This is a genomic window from Mesorhizobium sp. M0174, from assembly GCF_040322275.1.
Taxonomy (GTDB): domain Bacteria; phylum Pseudomonadota; class Alphaproteobacteria; order Rhizobiales; family Rhizobiaceae; genus Mesorhizobium.
Genome location: NZ_JAMYTB010000018.1, coordinates 1 through 16,222, shown reverse-complemented (window position 1 = coordinate 16,222; position 16,222 = coordinate 1). Strand labels below are relative to the sequence as shown.

The following is a 16,222-nucleotide window of genomic DNA, read 5'->3' as shown; positions in this document are numbered from 1 at the left end:
CTCTCTCATTCCGATTCCGCATCTTCACGCGACAGATCAAACTCGATCGCCCCGGAGGCGATCGCCTGTTCCAGCAGCTGAACCGCCGCGGCCAGCTTCTCGTCGATGATGTGCAGATATTCGGTCCAGTCGCCGACATGCCTCAGATCGGCTGCCCCGTCGGAAATGCCGCGCAGGCCGATAAGCGGCACGTCGAACAGCTGGCAGGCGCGCAGGCAGGCGAAGGTCTCCATATCGACCATGTCGGCCGCGATCGCGTCGTAGGCGGCGCCGGTGACGATTGCCGCACCGGTCGACAGCGTCGCTTGCCCGATGCCAGGAACTCTGAACGGCAGCGGCACGCTGACAGGCAGGTCGAGGAACGGCGTGGCGCCCTTCTCGAACCCCAGGGGCGAGGCGTCCATGTCGCGGTAGGCGACTGAAACGGCCTGGTAGATTTCCGTCTGCTCCAGCGTCCGGCTGCCTGCCGACCCGAGCGACACGACGAGATCGGGCAGCGCCATCCCGGCATGCAGCCGGGACAGTTCGGCGCTGAGTCCGACGCCGGCCTCGACCGGTCCGACGCCGGTCATCAGGGGCGTGAACAGCCGCTGCAGGTGTGGACCGTATTCGGCTTCGGCTGCCATGACGAAGAGAACGGACTTGCCGGAGATCGGGGTGAGCTCACCAGGTGCCTTGCCGGCCATGATCGTCGATCCTCCCCTGCCCGTTCCTCAGCCTTCGATACCGTCGCGGCCGAGCACTGTCATCATCGTTCCGGTCATTGTGGCAATCAGCTTGGCCTCGCCATCGACGGCGAACGCATAGGCCTGGCCGTCGGCGACGATGATGGTGCGGCCGGGCTTGGTCACCGAGCCGCGGAACAGGAAACGCTCGCCCCGGCCCGGCGCCAGCAGATTGACCTTGAACTCGATGGTCAGCACACCGGAATTTTCCGGCATCAGCGAGAATGCCGCATAGCCGCAGGCCGAGTCGAGAGCCGTCGAAATGACGCCGGCATGGAGAAAGCCATGCTGCTGGGTCAGTGCCGCAGAATAGGGCATTTCGATCTCGATGATGCCGGGCGTCACCAGCGTCAGCTCGGCGCCAATCGTCATCATCGCATTCTGGCGCGCAAAGGACGTCCTGACGCGGTCCTCATAATCGGGAGCAGGAACGATCTTTGCTGCCATGGCCGTCGCCCTTCGTTTCTCGGCAAATCTTATTGCAAAGTCATTTATCGCAGAGGGGTGGGCGACAGGCAATCGCAAATGCTGCACTGCAGCATTCGGCCCCGGCTCTGTGTCCATGGCAATGGTTCAGCCGGCGCGGCGCAGCGCGCAGAAATAGAAACCGTCGGTGCCGCTCAGCAACGGTGACAGCGAAATGCCGCCCGCAGCGCCTATCCGCATGACCGCTTCGCGGCCCGCAAAACGGCTGTCCCAAAGCTGGCGGTGATCGACAGGGACAAAACCGGGATGGCGGTCCCGGAACGCCGAAACCTGGTCGCCATTTTCCTCGTCGAACACCGAACAGGTGATGTAGACCAGCAGGCCGCCGGGTTTGACGAAGTCGCTGGCGGCATCGAGTATCGTCTCCTGCTCGCCCTTGCGCGCGTCGAGCTGCCTCTGTGTCAGCCGCCATTTGGCATCCGGCCGGCGCCGCCACGTGCCGCTGCCGGTGCAGGGCGCATCGATCAGGACGATGTCCATATGCCTGCCGAGCGGCGCGAGTTCGGCCGGCCTGGTGACGATCTGCACATTGCGGTTTTCCGAGCGGCGGATGCGGTCGAAGATCGGCGCCAGCCTGGCCTTCTCGGCGTCGTGGGCGAAGATTTGGCCGCGATTGTCCATCGCCGCGGAGAGCGCCAGCGTCTTGCCGCCGGCGCCGGCGCAAAAATCGAGCACCTGCATTCCAGGTTCGGCGCCGGCCAGTTCGGCCGCAATCTGCGAACCCTCGTCCTGAACCTCGAACCAGCCTTTCTGGAAGGCCGGCTCGGCCTGCACGTTCGGATGCCTGCCGTCGCCTTCGATCGGCGGGATGCGGATGCCGTGCGGCGCGATCCGCGCAGGCTTGGCGCCGGTCTCCGCCAACTCGGCCAGCACCTTGCCGCGATCGGCCTTGAGCGTATTGACCCTGAGGTCGAGCGGCGGGCGTGTCGCCAGCGCGGCACCCTCTTCCACCCAGGCCATGCCGAACGCGCGCTCGAACAGCGGCATGCACCAGTCGGGGATGTCTGCCCTGACAGCCGGCGGCGCATCGGCGAGCCGGCGACCGCCGAGCGTTGTCAGTTCGTCGGCGGTAAGCAGCGGCGGCGCGAACCTGTCGCCCTCGAGCACCTCGTTCAGCGACTGCGCCGTCTGGCCCCATTCGAGCAGCAGCGCGCCGAAGCCGATGGCGCGCGGCGTGTCCTCGCCGAGCAGCCAGCCGGCCGAGCGCTTGCGGCGCAGCGCGTCATAGACGATGTTGCCGATCGCGGCGCGGTCGCCGCCACCGGCGAAGCGGTGCGACAGGCCCCAGTCCTTCAGCGCATCGGCCACCGGCCGGTGGCGCCGGCCAATGTCGTCAAGCACTTCAATGGCTGCCGCCAGCCGCCCGCCCAGTCTCATTGTCGTCTTCCATTACTCAGCAAAACAAAATCCGGCCCTGCTCTTAGAGCTTTTCGTGTCCTGATTGAAACAGTTCTGTTTCCCCGACGGCGAGACAATCCATGCAAGGGGTGACGAGTGTGGGTTGGTGCATCGCGAGCCGCCGCCACCAAGCGGGCGCCGGCATGCGTAACCAAACAATTCATCAATAAATTACAAGTCTCTAATGTGCATGTCTGGCGCTCACAAGCATAGCGGCTTGCGAAACTGCTCTGCTTTCCAAGTTTTCCGGTTGCGAATACTCTTTGCGCGGTGATTCGCGTCGCAGAAAAGGCGGAGCCGCGGGTCGATACGAGGAGAGGGCAATGAAGACTTATCTGGCGGAAGTTCTAGGCACGTTTCTATTGGTGTTCATCGGCACGGCTTCGGTGGTGACGGGCGGCTTCGGCGGCGCGCTGCCGCTTGGCCAGGAAGGTATCGGTCTGGCGTTCGGCATCGGCCTGATCGCGGCGGCCTATGCGATCGGCCCGATTTCGGGCGCGCACCTCAATCCGGCGGTGACGCTCGGTGTGTTCCTCGCCGGGCGGATGCCGGCCAGGGATGTCATTCCCTATTGGATCGCGCAGGTCATCGGCGCCATCATCGCGTCGCTGGCACTGTGGATCATCGTCTCCGGACAGGTCGGCGGCCACACCGGCGGCTTCGGCGCCAATGGCTGGGATGTGACGAAATGGGGCGTCAGCTCGGCCTTGCTGTGGGAGCTGATCGGCACCTTCACCTTTGTCACGGTGATCCTCGGCGTCACCAACGCCAAGCACACCACGGCCTTCGCCGGCCTCGTAATCGGCCTGACGCTGGCCGGCCTGCACTTCGCCATCATCCCGGTGACCGGCACATCGCTCAACCCGGCCCGTTCGATCGGACCGGCGCTGTTTTCGGGAACTGCGGCGATCGGCCAGCTGTGGCTGTTCATCGTCGCGCCGCTGATCGGCGGCGCCATTGCCGGCGTGGTTGCCAAGGCCGGTATCTTCGAGAAGGACTGACTTTTCGGAAGCCCAACGAAAAAAGGCGCGGGTCGAGGCCCGCGCCTTTTTTGTTGCGTCGAGAAATTCGTATGCCCGGATCAGGCCGCCAGGTCAAAACGGTCGGCGTTCATCACCTTGGTCCACGCCGCGACGAAATCCCTGACGAACTTCTGCCCGGCGTCCGCCGACCCGTAGACCTCGGCCAGCGCCCGCAGCTGCGCATGCGAGCCGAAGATCAGATCCGCGCGGGTGCCGGTCCACTTGACCGCCCCGGTCTTGCGGTCGCGCGCTTCATAGACTTCATCGGAGCCGGCCGCCGGATCCCAGACAGTGTTCATGGAGAGCAGGTTGACGAAGAAATCGTTGGTCAACGTGCCCGGCCTGTCGGTGAACACCCCGTGCTTCGACTGACCGGTGTTGGCGCCGAGCACCCGCAACCCGCCAACGAGCACCGTCATCTCCGGCGCCGTCAAGGTCAGCAGCTGCGCCCGATCGACCAGCATCGCTTCGACCGACATCGGCGGCTTGCCCCTGACATAATTGCGGAAGCCATCGACTTTCGGCTCGAGCGCGGCGAAGGACTGGACATCCGTCTGTTCCTGCGAGGCGTCCATGCGGCCTGGCGTGAACGGCACCCCCACGTCATGGCCGCCGTCTTTCGCCGCCTTCTCGATCGCCGCTACGCCGCCGAGGACGATAAGGTCGGCAAGCGAGATCTTCTTGCCGCCGAACTGCGCTGCGTTGAACTCGCTCTGGATGCCTTCGAGCTTTTCGAGCACCTTGGCCAGTTGCGCCGGCTGGTTGACCTCCCAATCCTTCTGCGGCGCCAAGCGGATGCGGGCGCCGTTGGCGCCGCCACGCTTGTCGGAGCCGCGGAAAGTCGAGGCCGAGGCCCAGGCGGTCGAGACCAGTTCTGAGACGGACACGCCGGAGGCCAGGATCTTCGCCTTCAGCGAGGCGATATCCTGCTCGCTGACCAGTTCGTGGTCGACTGGCGGTATCGGATCCTGCCAGATCAGCTCTTCCTTCGGCACGAGCGGGCCGAGATAGCGGACGGCCGGACCCATGTCGCGATGGGTCAGCTTGAACCAGGCACGGGCGAAGGCATCGGCGAACTGATCAGGATTCTGATGGAAGCGCCGCGAGATCTTCTCATAGGCCGGGTCGACGCGCAAAGCGAGGTCGGTGGTCAGCATCGCCGGGGCGCGACGCTTCGACGGATCGTGGGCGTCCGGCACGGTGCCTGCACCGGCGCCGCCCTTGGGCGTCCACTGATGGGCGCCGGCCGGGCTCTTGGTCAGCTCCCATTCGTAGTTGAACAGATTGTCGAAGAAGTTGTTGCTCCATTTGGTCGGCGTCGTGGTCCAGGTCACCTCGAGGCCCGAGGTGATGGCGTCACCGGCAATGCCGGTGGCGTGCTTGCTCGACCAGCCGAGGCCCTGCGCCTCGATGCCGGCGCCTTCCGGCTCCGGGCCGACCAGCGATGCATCACCGGCGCCGTGGGTCTTGCCGAAGGTGTGACCGCCGGCGATGAGCGCCACGGTTTCCTCATCGTTCATGGCCATGCGAGCGAAGGTTTCGCGGATGTCGCGCGCCGCAGCCAATGGATCGGGCGTGCCGTTCGGCCCTTCCGGGTTGACGTAGATCAGCCCCATCTGCACGGCGCCGAGATGGCCGTGAAGTTCGCGGTCGCCGGAATAGCGCTCGTCGGCGAGCCACTTGGTTTCCGATCCCCAGTCCACGTCCTGCTCGGGCTCCCAGACGTCGGCGCGGCCGCCGGCGAAGCCGAAGGTCTTGAAGCCCATCGATTCCAGCGCGACGTTGCCGGTGAGGATCAACAGGTCGGCCCAGGAGATCTTCCTGCCGTATTTCTGCTTGACCGGCCACAGCAGCCGGCGCGCCTTGTCGAGATTGGCGTTGTCCGGCCAGCTGTTGAGCGGCGCGAAACGCTGCTGACCGGCGCCGGCGCCGCCACGGCCGTCGCCGATGCGATAGGTGCCGGCGCTGTGCCAGGCCATGCGGATGAAGAGCGGGCCGTAATGGCCGAAATCGGCCGGCCACCAATCCTGCGAATCGGTCATCACCTGGTGCAGATCCCCGATCACCGCATCGAGATCGAGGCTCTTGAATTCCTTGGCGTAGTCGAAGTCCTCGTCCATCGGATCCGAGAGGCTGGACTGCTGGTGGAGGACGCCAAGGTCGAGCTGGTTTGGCCACCAGTCACGGTTGCTCCTCCTGGCCGATCCATGTGGGACCGGGCATTTGCCGGCGCTGTTGTCGTCGGTTTTCGCGTCCATCTTTGCCTCCGATTTGTTGATTTTCCGGGATTTTGTTGATTTTCCGGGCAGGGCCAGCGAGCCGCGCCATCCTGGAATGGTTCCAGACTAGCCTGCCCGGCCGATAAACACAAATTGCCTTTGCTGTTTATTCTGATAGGTTTTTCTTATGATCGGTTTGACCGTCCGGCAGATGCATTATTTCGAGGCGCTGGCGCAGACGCTGCATTTCGGCCGCGCCGCCAAGCTCGCTGGCGTCAGCCAGCCGGCGCTGTCTTCGCAGATCGCCGAGATGGAGCTGCGGCTCAATTGTCGTCTGTTCGAGCGCGGCGGCAAGGCGGTGCGGATGACCGACGAGGCGCAGGGCTTGCTGCCGCGCATCGAGCGCATTCTTGCCGACGTCCGCGACGTCGAGGCGACGGCCCGGCGCGGCCGCCCGGCGCTGGAAGGCCGCTTCCGGCTCGGCATCATCCCGACGGTGGCGCCCTATCTCCTGCCGCATGTGCTGCCGGAGCTGAAACGGCATTTCCCGGCCTTACAGCTGGAACTGCGCGAGGCGGTGACTGCGTCGCTGGTCGACGACACCAACTCGGGAAAGCTCGACGCCTTCGTCGCGGCACTGCCCCTCGATTACCCGGGCCTGGTCACCGAAGAACTTTTCTCGGACCGGTTCTTCCTTGCCGTGCCGGCCGGCGACCCCGCCTTCGCCTCACCGCCGGTGCCGCCGGAAAGCCCCGCGCTGGAAAGGCTGATGCTGCTGGAGGAAGGCCATTGCCTGCGCGAACAGGCGCTCGCCGTCTGCGGCAGCGTGCGGCCGGTGGCGATGGCAAGCTACGGCGCGACCAGCCTGACGACGCTCTTGCAGATGGTGGCGCACGGGCTCGGCGTCACGCTCATCCCGGAAATGGCGGCAGGGCCGGCCAGCACTATCCCCGACCTGAAGATCGTGCCTTTCCAGGAGCCGATGCCGCAGCGCACGATCTGCCTCGCTTGGCGGCGCAACAAGGTGCGCCACGACGAATGCGTCGAACTGGCCAAGATCATCCGCGGGCTGGATGCGGCGGTGCTGGCGGCGTAGAGCGGCGCATGTTGGGTCCGGTTAGCCCCGAAGCGGACCCGCAGGCCCCCTTCGAAAGGGACGACTTCAACCTTTTTCCCAGGCTGCGAGCAACGGGCCTTTGCTTCCGTAGACAGGGTCCTTGCGCGGCCGGCCGACCCTGGGGATCGTGACGACCGCCCTGTCATGATCGGCAGCGGTCGTACACAGGTCATAGGTGCCGGATGGAGGATAGGCGCCGACGACCAGAAAATCGTCGGATGCGGAAAGACGCTGGTGCCCGGTGCCGGCCGGAAGCACCGCGACGTCGCCGGCCTTCAGCGACAGCGTTCGTCCCTTGCTGCCGCCAAAGCGGACCTTGGCCGTGCCGCGCGCAACGCCCAGCACCTCGTGGATGCGCGAATGGTAGTGGACGTAACCGTAGATGCCGTTGCGCCAGCTATCGCCCCAGCCATTTGCTTCGAAAAGCGCCTCCATGACGGCCGCCGGATCGAAGTCTTCGGGCAGCTTCACAGCGCCGCGATAGACGACAAGCGGCCAGAACGGATGGTTGGGCACCAGGCCATCATCGCTGAACCGAAACGCGTTTGGTTTGCGCGGCCTCAGGAGGTCGGCAACCTCTCGCCTGTCCGGTCTGGCGATACCAGTGACCTGCTCGACGGCTTTCTTCGTGGTTTGCAGAATGCTCATGGTGCGCCCTTGGGGTTGGTGGAAGCTTCATACCGATTAACCGGTTGGATGGCGGTCGGTTCCGCTGGCGGCAGAGATCTGCGAACGGTGCGGCAGTCATGGACGGTGCTTGGCGTCGCGACAAGATCCAGCACGACGAGGTGTGAAACTGGCAACAAATATTCGTCGGTCGGAGGCGGCGGCATTGGAGGGGGAGATGCGCCGTACCGTGAAAATGGAAAGTCTGGTGTGACCCGAGGTCGACCTTCGCAGCCTGAATGGCTGCTTTGCGCCGCATCACAGCCGTTGGGGAGAGAAGATGGTCATCCCGAAAGCCGAAAGTTCCGTTTGTTCGAATGATGACAACTAAGGAAATACGAAACAGCCTTTGCGCGAATCCGCGCTTTGGCGTTGCCGAGGGTGCTTCACTAGCATTGATCTTTTTGGTGCGGCATCCACGGCGCCGCGGCGTGCAGTAAGTGGAGAATACAATAGCGGTGAGGGCTGCGATCGTTGAGGTTCAGTGATGAATCATGTGCAGACTACCAGGTCAAAATGTCTCCGCTGTGACTTCACCTTTATTAAACGACGGCCATTGATTTTACCTCACCAGATAAGCGGCAGGGGGTATAACGGCGTGCCGTCCCTCATTCCGCTATGCCTCGTTCTGCTGTTGGCATCTCCGGCAAATGGTCAGTTGGCGCCCGAAGCGCCAGCGGTTGCCATGGCTAACGACAGCTCGTCGGTCGTGGTTTCCGAACATACCAAGGTCGACAAAGAACCGGGCAAGCCACAACCGAGCGCGCTCGGATCCTGTCTATCTAGAGAGCTGGTGCTCAGCGAAACACAGGCACTCAAGGAGGGTGCGCAAACGCGCCTGGGCGAGCATGAAGTGGCTTTACGCCGCGAATTGGCCGCAGCACGAGCGGAGCTAGACGTCATGCAGCGCAGCATACGTGAGCTAAGCGCCCAAGCACACGTGCTGGCAGACACGGTGGCTCAGCAAGCACAAGCCCTAAAAGAGCAGCAGCGAACAGACGAAGCGCTCGCGCTCGATCTGGAGACGGCGCAGCGCGTTATCGAAAGCTACAGAGCTGAAGCCAGTCTCTGGAACAGCGAGCAGGCCGCCGCGCTTGGCGCGCACCCCTCTATGGAAGCCTCCCAGCTTGCTGCGAAGCGAGCGCTTGATGACGAGCGGCACAAGGTTGAGCTCTTGGAACAAGAACTTGCCACGGCTCGCCAAACTATCGATGCTCTGAAGACAGGCGCAAATCTGGCAGCCGTCGAGCAGGCCAACGCCATAAGGGACCGACAGGTGGCCGAGGCCGCTCTAAAGCAGGTTCGAGAAACGCTTGAATTGGGACGCGAACGAGCAGATTCAGCTGTACGTGACCTCGATATTGTTCGCCAGGAACGCGATGCTTTAAAGCAGAATTCGGTAGCATTGAGTGCGGCGCTCGACCAAGAGCGTGAAAGGGCTATCGGCCTAGCCCGCAGCCTCAGTGCGGCGCGTGAGGCAATTGATACTGTCAAGGGTAAGCGTCGGACTGCGGCTGTGGAGCGCGCGCCGAAAACACGTACCCCCGCGAGTGCACTTGCAAGTAGGTTATCGCGTTCGGGCGCCAAACCAGCCCGTAAACCGGGCTTGCCGGAAAAACAGAGAGTGAAGGTCCAAAAGTCGCCGCAAACTGCTCTGCTGGCAACCATACCTCTTCCCGCAGCATTGCTTCCAACACGGCCATCAAAAAGCTCGAGCCGCGCGAGTGAAGACTAGTGAGCGAAAGCCGCAGGGGAGACGACTATGAACAAGTATGTCGCAGCTGCGTTGGTGATCGGGACTACAATTGGGCCTGCCTCGGCACTTGAAGGAGGCGTGGGCGGTAGCGCCGGCGGTGTCGGAGTCGGTGCTGGAGTGAGCGCCGGTTCGCAAGGCGTATCTGTCGGGGCGGGCACGAGCGTCGACGGCGTAGGCGGAGCAAATGTTGGAGCTTCGGTCGGTGCAGATGACGGGTCAGTCGACGCAGGCGTTGGTGCCAGCGGCAACGTTGGTGACACAAGCACAAGTGCCAGTGTGGGCGACGATCCGTCCGCCGAAAACGAGGCGGCTACCGCACCCGACAGTTCGACTGCAGCGACGGCCCCTGCCTCTGCCAAGACCGCCAGGCAATTCATCGTGCTGCCACCCGTCCTCAGGCCTTCCAAAGCCGGTGAGGGTGACTTCACCAAGGGGTATCCGTTTGGATCTCTGGGGCCACTGACAGCGAAACCCGGTACGCCTGTTGCGGTCGTGCGAGCCTGCCGCGCGGCGATCATGGCCGCTGCAACGCCGCTGGGCGCCGTCCGTGTCCACGCGGCAAGCGCAGGCGCCTTGCGTCAGCGTCGGGGTGCAATCACGGCGCCGATCGAGGTGCGAATAGACTACGCAAGAGAAGGCGGCATCGAAGTCCGGCAGGCGCAAGTCAGTTGTCGCCTCGATGCGTCGGGCAGGGTCACTGCAATAATATAGCACCAAGCTTGATTGACAGCGCCGACAGCGGCACGATCCGCTTCGCCATCTACAAGGCGGCGTTCTAGTCCATCTGCGCCCCCCACCCCCTCACGGCACAAATATCAAAAACACATACGTGCAAAACACCACCAGATGCACCAACCCGGTCAGGAACGTCGTTCTCTCCGTGCTAAAGCTTACATTGCAGATGAAAAGCGCCAGGACCAAAAGCACCACGTCGGTCGGTGGCAGACCCAGGGTCAGCCCTCTTCCGGTGAGCAGGCTGGCGGCGGCTATGCCCGGTATTGTCAGGCCGATCGTCGCGCAGGCCGAACCCATGGCGACGTTCAGGCCGCGCTGCAGCTCGTTGTTGAGTGCGGCACGGACCGCCGAAATCGCCTCCGGCATCAACACCAGCCCGGCGATCATCGCGCCGACAATGGCGTCGGCCTGCGGCACCTCATAGGCAATGAGCGCATCTTCGACGCTTGCGGCGACTTGCTCGGCCAGCATGACAATGCCGATCAGCCCGATCAGCAGGAGAATAGCGCCGGCGGCGAGGCTTTCGTGGGCGTCGGTTCGCACTGTGGCGCCGTGTGCTTGTGCGTCGATGAAATCGTCGCGGTGGCGGACAGTCTGCGCGAACAGAAAACCGGCATACAGCAGCACTGACAACACGCTGACGAAGCCAAGCTGAGCCGCCGAGAACGTGCCGGGATCGGTGGTTCGCGTGTAGGTCGGCAGAATGAGCGTCATGACGCTCAGCGCGACCAGAACCGCCAGATAGGCGCTGGTGCCTTGGCGCACGATTGCCTGCTTGCGATGGCGCCAGCCGCCAAACGTCAGGCACATGCCGACAACACCGGTGGAGGTGATCATCACCGTCGAGAACACGGATTCGCGTGCAAGCGTCGGGTTGTTCGCGCCGTGCAGCATGATGGAAACGATGATCGACACTTCGATTGCCGTCACGGCGATGGTCAGCACCAACGTGCCGTACGGCTCGCCTACCCGCCGGGCCACCGCCTCGGCGTGGTCGAGCACCACGAAAATGGTGATGAACATGATCGCGCTCGACAGCGCGCCGATAAATATCCTGGTGCCCAGCGACCCTTCGTCCACCGACACGCCGCTGGCCCTGACCGCGACAGCCATCGCCAGCGCGGCCAACGGCATGCCGTAGGAAACCGCCGATCTTGCGAAACCACTCATTGTCACCGTTTTGCCTTCCCGCGAATCCCGTGGAAGGGCGATTTGCAACCACTGTTGCGCACCGCGACCATCCAGAGGAATCGCATATGACAGGTCATGACGAGCCCCATCGCAGCGTACCCCACCCCTTCAAGGGGAAGGGCAATCGCATTTGAGTCTTGCGAAAATGGACCCCCACCCTAACCCTCCCCACAAGGGGGAGGGAACGCTGCCGCGCGCCCTTGCTTTCCTTTTGGCAACGAAACGCAGGCAATTTGCAAAGGTCGGCGCCACCGAAAGTCCCCCTCCCCCTTGTGGGGAGGGTCAGGGGTGGGGGTCCTCTTCGCAAGAATCCTCGTGCCCCCGCACACCTCGCCTGTCCCCTGGTCCGAAACATCATGTCACCCGCAGGGAAGCTCGCGCGCTAGCCGGGCGTGTTGGCCTTGACGACCTTCCTGCATTCGGGCGTCAGCTCGCTCATGTGACCGGCCAGGCATTTGACGACGCGGCCACCGCCCGGCAGCAGGCCCTTGCACAACTTTTGGTAATCTGCCTGGCAGGCCTCACGCTCGGCCGCCGTCTGCGCCAGCGCCGCGGTCGCTGCCAGCTGCGTTGCCAGGAAAAGCACGCCTAACCCAATCCGCATGGAACACCCCCTCAATACGTTGCCCAAACAACGCCTCCGTCACGCGTAGACGCAAGCCTTCTCAAGCCGTCTTCTGCGTCACCAATCCCAGTTCATCGATCATCGCCTGGCGCATCAGGAATTTCTGCGGCTTGCCGGTCACCGTCATAGGCAATTCGGTGCGGAAGCGGATATAGCGCGGGATCTTGAAATGGGCGATCTGGCCGGCGCAGAACGCCTTGATGTCCTGCTCCGTGGTGATCTGGCCGGGCTTCAGCACGATCCAGGCGCATAGCTCCTCGCCGTATTTCGGGTCGGGAATGCCGAACACCTGCACCTCCTTGATCTTGGGGTGGCGATAGAGGAATTCCTCGACCTCGCGCGGATAGACGTTCTCGCCGCCGCGGATGACCATGTCCTTGACCCGGCCGACGATGTTGCAATAGCCGTCTGCGTCGATGGTGGCGAGGTCGCCGGTGTGCATCCAGCCCTCTGCGTCGATGGCCTCGCGGGTCTTTGCCTCGTCGTCCCAATAGCCCTTCATCACCGAATAGCCGCGCGTGCAGAGCTCGCCCGGCGCGCCGACCGCGACGGTGGCGCCTTCGGCGTCTATCGCCTTGACCTCGACATGCGGATGGACGCGGCCGACGGTCGAGACGCGCTTTTCCAGGGGGTCGTCGACGCTGCTCTGAAAGGACACCGGGCTGGTCTCGGTCATGCCGTAGGCAATGGTCACCTCGGCCATGTGCATCAGCGACACCACCTTCTTCATCACCTCGATCGGGCATGGCGAGCCGGCCATGATGCCGGTGCGCAGGCTGGTGAGATCGAAGGAAGCGAAATCCGGATGGTCGAGCAGGCCGACGAACATGGTCGGCACGCCGTAAAGCGCGGTGCAGCGTTCCGTTGCCACCGCCTTCAGCGTGGCGCCGGCATCGAACCCCTCGCTCGGGAAAACCATGGTCGCGCCCTTGGTGACGCAGCCCATCGTGCCCATCGACATGCCGAAGCAGTGGTAGAGCGGCACCGGGATGCACAGCAGGTCGTCGACGGTAAGCCGGATCGCCGCGGTGACGAAATTGCCGTTGTTGACGATGTTGTTGTGGGTCAGCGTCGCGCCCTTCGGCGCGCCGGTCGTGCCTGAGGTGAACTGGATATTGATGGCGTCGTCCGGTTTCAGCCCGTCGGAAATGCGGTCGAGCCGGTCATGCTCGTCGCGCCCGGCCATCGCCAGCACATCGGCGAAATTGAACATGCCCGGCGAACTCTCCTCGTCCATGCGGATGACGATTTTCAACGCCGGCAGCTTGCTGGCGTCGAGCTTGCCGGGGATGGCCTTGGCGATCTCCGGCGCCAGCGTTTCGATCATGCCGAGATAGTCGGAACTCTTGAACTTGGCGGCGGTGACGAGCGCTCGGCAAGCGACCTTGTTCAAGGCATATTCCAGTTCGACCAGCCGGTAGGCCGGGTTGATGTTGACCAGGATCAGGCCGATGCGGGCGGTGGCGAATTGCGTCACCAGCCATTCCCAGCGGTTCGGCGACCAGATGCCGACGCGATCGCCTTTCTCGAGGCCGAGCGCCAGGAAGCCGGCGGCCAGCGCATCGACGGTCTCCGAGAGTTCCTCCCAGGTAAAGCGCTTGTCCTGCTCGACGAAGACGGCGGCATCGAGCGTGCCGTATTTGCTGACCGTATCGGCAAACAGCGCCGGGATCGTCAGGTTGAGCAGCGGCACGCTGCGCTCGCCCGAGACATGCGCCGTGCCGTCGACCGGCGCAATGAACGAGCCGCCATCGCGCTTGCCGCGCAGGCTGGTGGCATTCTTCAACTCGTCGAGATTGATCGGCATCGCCGTGTCCTCCGCAGACCAACCGAGCCTATCAGCCCGGCGGGATGGTGGAAATCCCGTCGATGGTGGGGCTTGCGCTGGAACTCGCCTGTCAGGGCCAAAAACAAAAAACCCGCCTCGGCGGGCGGGTCTTCTGGGCCAATTGGCACCATAGCGAGATTAATAGCATAGCTGCCGGCACAAAGCAAGAACAAAATTGCTGTATGTCAGGAAATTGCTTCGGGTCGGCGTAGCTGCTTATCTCCCCCCTCGAGGGGGAAATGGCCGGCAGGCGAGAGGGGGTCGCCACGCGTGGAGCTCCAGCCTGTTCTGTCGGTCAGGAGAGTCGCGTCAAGACGTACCGACCCCCTCTGTCGCCTTCGGCGACATCTCCCCCTCAAGGGGGGAGATCGGCGGCGTCAGCCTGCGTCCACCGACGCCATCCTGGCTGCAATATCCCGCAAAGTTGCCTCGTCGGCCGCGGCGCGCATCTTCCTCGACGCCACGAGACAGGCCTGCGAGCGCAGGATCACGCCATCGGCCAGCACTTTGAGATGGTTGGCGCGCAGTGTCGAGCCTGACGTGGTGATGTCGACGACGATATCGGCCAATCCGGCCGCCGGCGCGCCTTCGGTGGCGCCCAGGCTTTCGACGATGCGATAGACCTGGATGCCGTGCTTTTGCGAAAAGAACTGCTGGGTCAGGCGCCAGTATTTGGTGGCGATCCTGAGCCGCCGGCCATGGCGCTGGCGGAAGTCGGCGGCGACGTCGTCGAGATCGGCCATCGTGTCGACATCGAGCCAGATGTCGGGCACGGCGACGACGACATCGGCATTGCCGAAACCGAGGCGGGCGATGATTTCGGCGCGCGCCTCGCAATCGGCAAGGTTTTCGCGCAGCAGATCCTCGCCGGTGATGCCGAGATCGACCGAGCCCTGGCCGATTTCGCTTGATATCTCTGAGGCGGACAGGAACGCTATTTCGACGCCGTCCATGCCATCGATACGGGCGCGGTATTTGCGCTCGTCGCCGGGCAGGCTGACGGCAAGCCCGGCCTTGGCCAGCACCTCCAGCGCCTGCTCCTTGAGCCGGCCCTTCGACGGCAGCGCCAGCGTGATCATGGCGCCTTCTCCCGCAGCGCCTCGATGCGGTCGAGCCAGACGGAAAAACCGACGCCGGGGATCGGCGTTTTTGCGCCGAGCAGCGTCAGCAGCCGGTCGTAGCGGCCACCGCCGGCGAGCGGCCGGTCGCCATCCTGCGCCGCGATCTCGAAGACCAGGCCGGTGTAGTAATCGAGCGGGCGGCCGAAGGCAGCGTCGTAGCGGATTTCAGACATCGGCAGGCCGAGGCTTTCGATGGCCGCCGCGCGGGCGGCAAAATTGTCCAGCGCGGCGCCCAGCGAAAGGCCGGCATCGGCGGCAAAGCTTTCGAGCGCCCCGGCGGCGCTGTCGAGCGGCACGTCGATCGCCAGAAACCCCTTCAGCGCCGCAAATGCCTCGTTCGACAGCCGCACGCTGCGCAATTCGGCCTTCTCGACCAGGCGCCGCGCGATTTCGGAGGGCGAACGCCCGGCCGTTGCCGACAGGCCGGCCTCTTCCATGCCGCCGGCGATATGCGCCGAAAGAGCGTCCAGATCGCCATCAAGGACAAGGGCGGCGACCGCGCCGGCGAGCTGGCTGTTGCGCGGCGGATTGGCGAGGTCGGCAAGGGCTGCCTCCAGCATCGCCGCCGAGCCGAAGGCGCGCGCCAGCCGCATGCGCCAGCCGCGCGGCAGGCCGAGTGCTGCCAGCACCGCCTCGAAAATGGTCTGGTCGCCGAGCGTGACCACCAGCTCGCGGCCGGGCAGCACCAACGAGAGCAGCGCATGCGCATCGGCCAGCGAGCGGGCGTCGGCGGCGGCCGTGTCGCGGTCGCCGAGGTCCTCGATACCGGCCTGGAAGAATTCGTTGCCGCCCTCGCGGCGCTGGCGAAACACCTCGCCGAGATAGGAATAGCGGCGCGGCGTGCCGGCTTGGCTGGCAATGTGGTCGAGGCAGACCGGAATCGTGAATTCCGGCCGCAGACAAAGCGTCTGCCCGGTCTCGCTTTCGGTGAGAAAGATGCGGCGGCGCAAATCCTCGCCGGCCATGTCGAGGAACGGGTCGGCCGGCTGCAGCACGGCGACTTCGACCGCATGGGTGTTGCGCGCGGCGAAGAGCGCCGCGATGGCGGGGCGGGAGGTCATTGATCGGTTGGGCGCGAGGCACCCCCCTCTGTCCTGCCGGACATCTCCCCCGCAAGGGGGGAGATCGGCAGCTTGGGCCCCGGCACCTTTTCTCCAACGCCGGAGATTGGCGAAAGCAGGCGCGACATCCAATCTCCCCCCTGTTTGGACCGGGGACATCGCGAACAGGTGTGCGAGGACATCGCGAACAGTTTGGCGCGCTTTGCGCTGGGGGGTTCGGGATGCCATTCGAGGACACGAGCGCGATGAAACAGAAGCTGGAGTTTGTGCGG

General features: G+C 64.1%; 13 protein-coding genes. 3 read left to right on the top strand and 10 right to left on the bottom strand.

Features of this window, described 5'->3' with window-relative positions:
* Positions 1 to 5 precede the first annotated feature (5 nt).
* From NKJ13_RS24870 to NKJ13_RS24860, 3 genes are all read right to left on the bottom strand, one after another.
* Positions 6 to 686 (bottom strand): 5'-methylthioadenosine/S-adenosylhomocysteine nucleosidase, encoded by a 681-nt coding sequence (locus tag NKJ13_RS24870; RefSeq protein ID WP_352737293.1) that lies wholly within the window; start codon positions 684 to 686, stop codon positions 6 to 8.
* A gap of 27 nt (positions 687 to 713) precedes the next feature.
* Complete coding sequence (locus NKJ13_RS24865) at positions 714 to 1,172, bottom strand: PaaI family thioesterase (RefSeq protein WP_023677140.1); 459 nt, start codon at positions 1,170 to 1,172, stop codon at positions 714 to 716.
* A gap of 126 nt (positions 1,173 to 1,298) precedes the next feature.
* Positions 1,299 to 2,588, bottom strand: a complete 1,290-nt coding sequence (locus NKJ13_RS24860) for an RsmB/NOP family class I SAM-dependent RNA methyltransferase (RefSeq protein ID WP_352737294.1) — start codon at positions 2,586 to 2,588, stop codon at positions 1,299 to 1,301.
* Between the two features lie 344 nt (positions 2,589 to 2,932).
* On the opposite strand from NKJ13_RS24860, the gene NKJ13_RS24855 reads away from it, so the two are divergent.
* Positions 2,933 to 3,610, top strand: a complete 678-nt coding sequence (locus NKJ13_RS24855; protein WP_254819333.1) for an MIP/aquaporin family protein — start codon at positions 2,933 to 2,935, stop codon at positions 3,608 to 3,610.
* Positions 3,611 to 3,690: 80 nt separating this feature from the next.
* Here the strand turns inward: NKJ13_RS24855 and katG are convergent, their stop codons facing one another.
* Entirely contained in the window at positions 3,691 to 5,889 is a 2,199-nt protein-coding gene (katG, locus tag NKJ13_RS24850) for a catalase/peroxidase HPI (RefSeq protein WP_352702036.1), read from the bottom strand.
* Between the two features lie 148 nt (positions 5,890 to 6,037).
* Between katG and NKJ13_RS24845 the strand changes: the two genes are divergently transcribed.
* Positions 6,038 to 6,946: a hydrogen peroxide-inducible genes activator gene (locus NKJ13_RS24845; protein ID WP_352737295.1), complete on the top strand. Its 909-nt coding sequence runs from the start codon at positions 6,038 to 6,040 to the stop codon at positions 6,944 to 6,946.
* 66 nt (positions 6,947 to 7,012) lie between these two features.
* Here NKJ13_RS24845 and NKJ13_RS24840 read toward each other — a convergent pair whose 3' ends face one another.
* On the bottom strand, positions 7,013 to 7,615 hold the full coding sequence (locus tag NKJ13_RS24840; protein ID WP_352688499.1) for a cupin domain-containing protein: 603 nt from the start codon (positions 7,613 to 7,615) through the stop codon (positions 7,013 to 7,015).
* A 505-nt stretch (positions 7,616 to 8,120) separates the two neighbouring features.
* On the opposite strand from NKJ13_RS24840, the gene NKJ13_RS24835 reads away from it, so the two are divergent.
* Positions 8,121 to 9,368 (top strand): coiled-coil domain-containing protein, encoded by a 1,248-nt coding sequence (locus NKJ13_RS24835; protein WP_352737296.1) that lies wholly within the window; start codon positions 8,121 to 8,123, stop codon positions 9,366 to 9,368.
* 822 nt (positions 9,369 to 10,190) lie between these two features.
* Here NKJ13_RS24835 and NKJ13_RS24825 read toward each other — a convergent pair.
* From NKJ13_RS24825 to NKJ13_RS24805, 5 genes are all read right to left on the bottom strand, one after another.
* On the bottom strand, positions 10,191 to 11,294 hold the full coding sequence (locus NKJ13_RS24825) for a calcium:cation antiporter (protein ID WP_352737298.1): 1,104 nt from the start codon (positions 11,292 to 11,294) through the stop codon (positions 10,191 to 10,193).
* A gap of 403 nt (positions 11,295 to 11,697) precedes the next feature.
* Positions 11,698 to 11,919, bottom strand: coding sequence for a cysteine rich repeat-containing protein (locus NKJ13_RS24820; protein ID WP_352737299.1), 222 nt, complete (start codon positions 11,917 to 11,919; stop codon positions 11,698 to 11,700).
* A 61-nt stretch (positions 11,920 to 11,980) separates the two neighbouring features.
* On the bottom strand, positions 11,981 to 13,747 hold the full coding sequence (locus NKJ13_RS24815; RefSeq protein ID WP_352737300.1) for an AMP-binding protein: 1,767 nt from the start codon (positions 13,745 to 13,747) through the stop codon (positions 11,981 to 11,983).
* A gap of 398 nt (positions 13,748 to 14,145) precedes the next feature.
* Positions 14,146 to 14,847, bottom strand: a complete 702-nt coding sequence (hisG, locus tag NKJ13_RS24810; RefSeq protein ID WP_352778712.1) for an ATP phosphoribosyltransferase — start codon at positions 14,845 to 14,847, stop codon at positions 14,146 to 14,148.
* Positions 14,844 to 15,950 carry an ATP phosphoribosyltransferase regulatory subunit gene (locus tag NKJ13_RS24805; RefSeq protein WP_352737302.1) on the bottom strand — a complete coding sequence of 369 codons (1,107 nt, stop codon included), beginning with the start codon at positions 15,948 to 15,950 and terminating at the stop codon, positions 14,844 to 14,846. The genes hisG and NKJ13_RS24805 overlap by 4 nt, the downstream gene beginning before the upstream one ends.
* Positions 15,951 to 16,222 lie beyond the last annotated feature (272 nt).

What these genes read in the sequence shown, in the direction of transcription:
- NKJ13_RS24860 (WP_352737294.1), bottom strand. Translation starts at nt 2,588, where the DNA reads ATGAGACTGGGCGGGCGGCTGGCGGCAGCCATTGAAGTGCTTGACGAC.
- NKJ13_RS24865 (WP_023677140.1), bottom strand. Translation starts at nt 1,172, where the DNA reads ATGGCAGCAAAGATCGTTCCTGCTCCCGATTATGAGGACCGCGTCAGG.
- NKJ13_RS24845 (WP_352737295.1), top strand. Translation starts at nt 6,038, where the DNA reads ATGATCGGTTTGACCGTCCGGCAGATGCATTATTTCGAGGCGCTGGCG.
- NKJ13_RS24840 (WP_352688499.1), bottom strand. Translation starts at nt 7,615, where the DNA reads ATGAGCATTCTGCAAACCACGAAGAAAGCCGTCGAGCAGGTCACTGGT.
- NKJ13_RS24805 (WP_352737302.1), bottom strand. Translation starts at nt 15,950, where the DNA reads ATGACCTCCCGCCCCGCCATCGCGGCGCTCTTCGCCGCGCGCAACACC.
- NKJ13_RS24855 (WP_254819333.1), top strand. Translation starts at nt 2,933, where the DNA reads ATGAAGACTTATCTGGCGGAAGTTCTAGGCACGTTTCTATTGGTGTTC.
- katG (WP_352702036.1), bottom strand. Translation starts at nt 5,889, where the DNA reads ATGGACGCGAAAACCGACGACAACAGCGCCGGCAAATGCCCGGTCCCA.
- NKJ13_RS24815 (WP_352737300.1), bottom strand. Translation starts at nt 13,747, where the DNA reads ATGCCGATCAATCTCGACGAGTTGAAGAATGCCACCAGCCTGCGCGGC.
- NKJ13_RS24820 (WP_352737299.1), bottom strand. Translation starts at nt 11,919, where the DNA reads ATGCGGATTGGGTTAGGCGTGCTTTTCCTGGCAACGCAGCTGGCAGCG.
- hisG (WP_352778712.1), bottom strand. Translation starts at nt 14,847, where the DNA reads ATGATCACGCTGGCGCTGCCGTCGAAGGGCCGGCTCAAGGAGCAGGCG.
- NKJ13_RS24870 (WP_352737293.1), bottom strand. Translation starts at nt 686, where the DNA reads ATGGCCGGCAAGGCACCTGGTGAGCTCACCCCGATCTCCGGCAAGTCC.
- NKJ13_RS24825 (WP_352737298.1), bottom strand. Translation starts at nt 11,294, where the DNA reads ATGAGTGGTTTCGCAAGATCGGCGGTTTCCTACGGCATGCCGTTGGCC.
- NKJ13_RS24835 (WP_352737296.1), top strand. Translation starts at nt 8,121, where the DNA reads ATGAATCATGTGCAGACTACCAGGTCAAAATGTCTCCGCTGTGACTTC.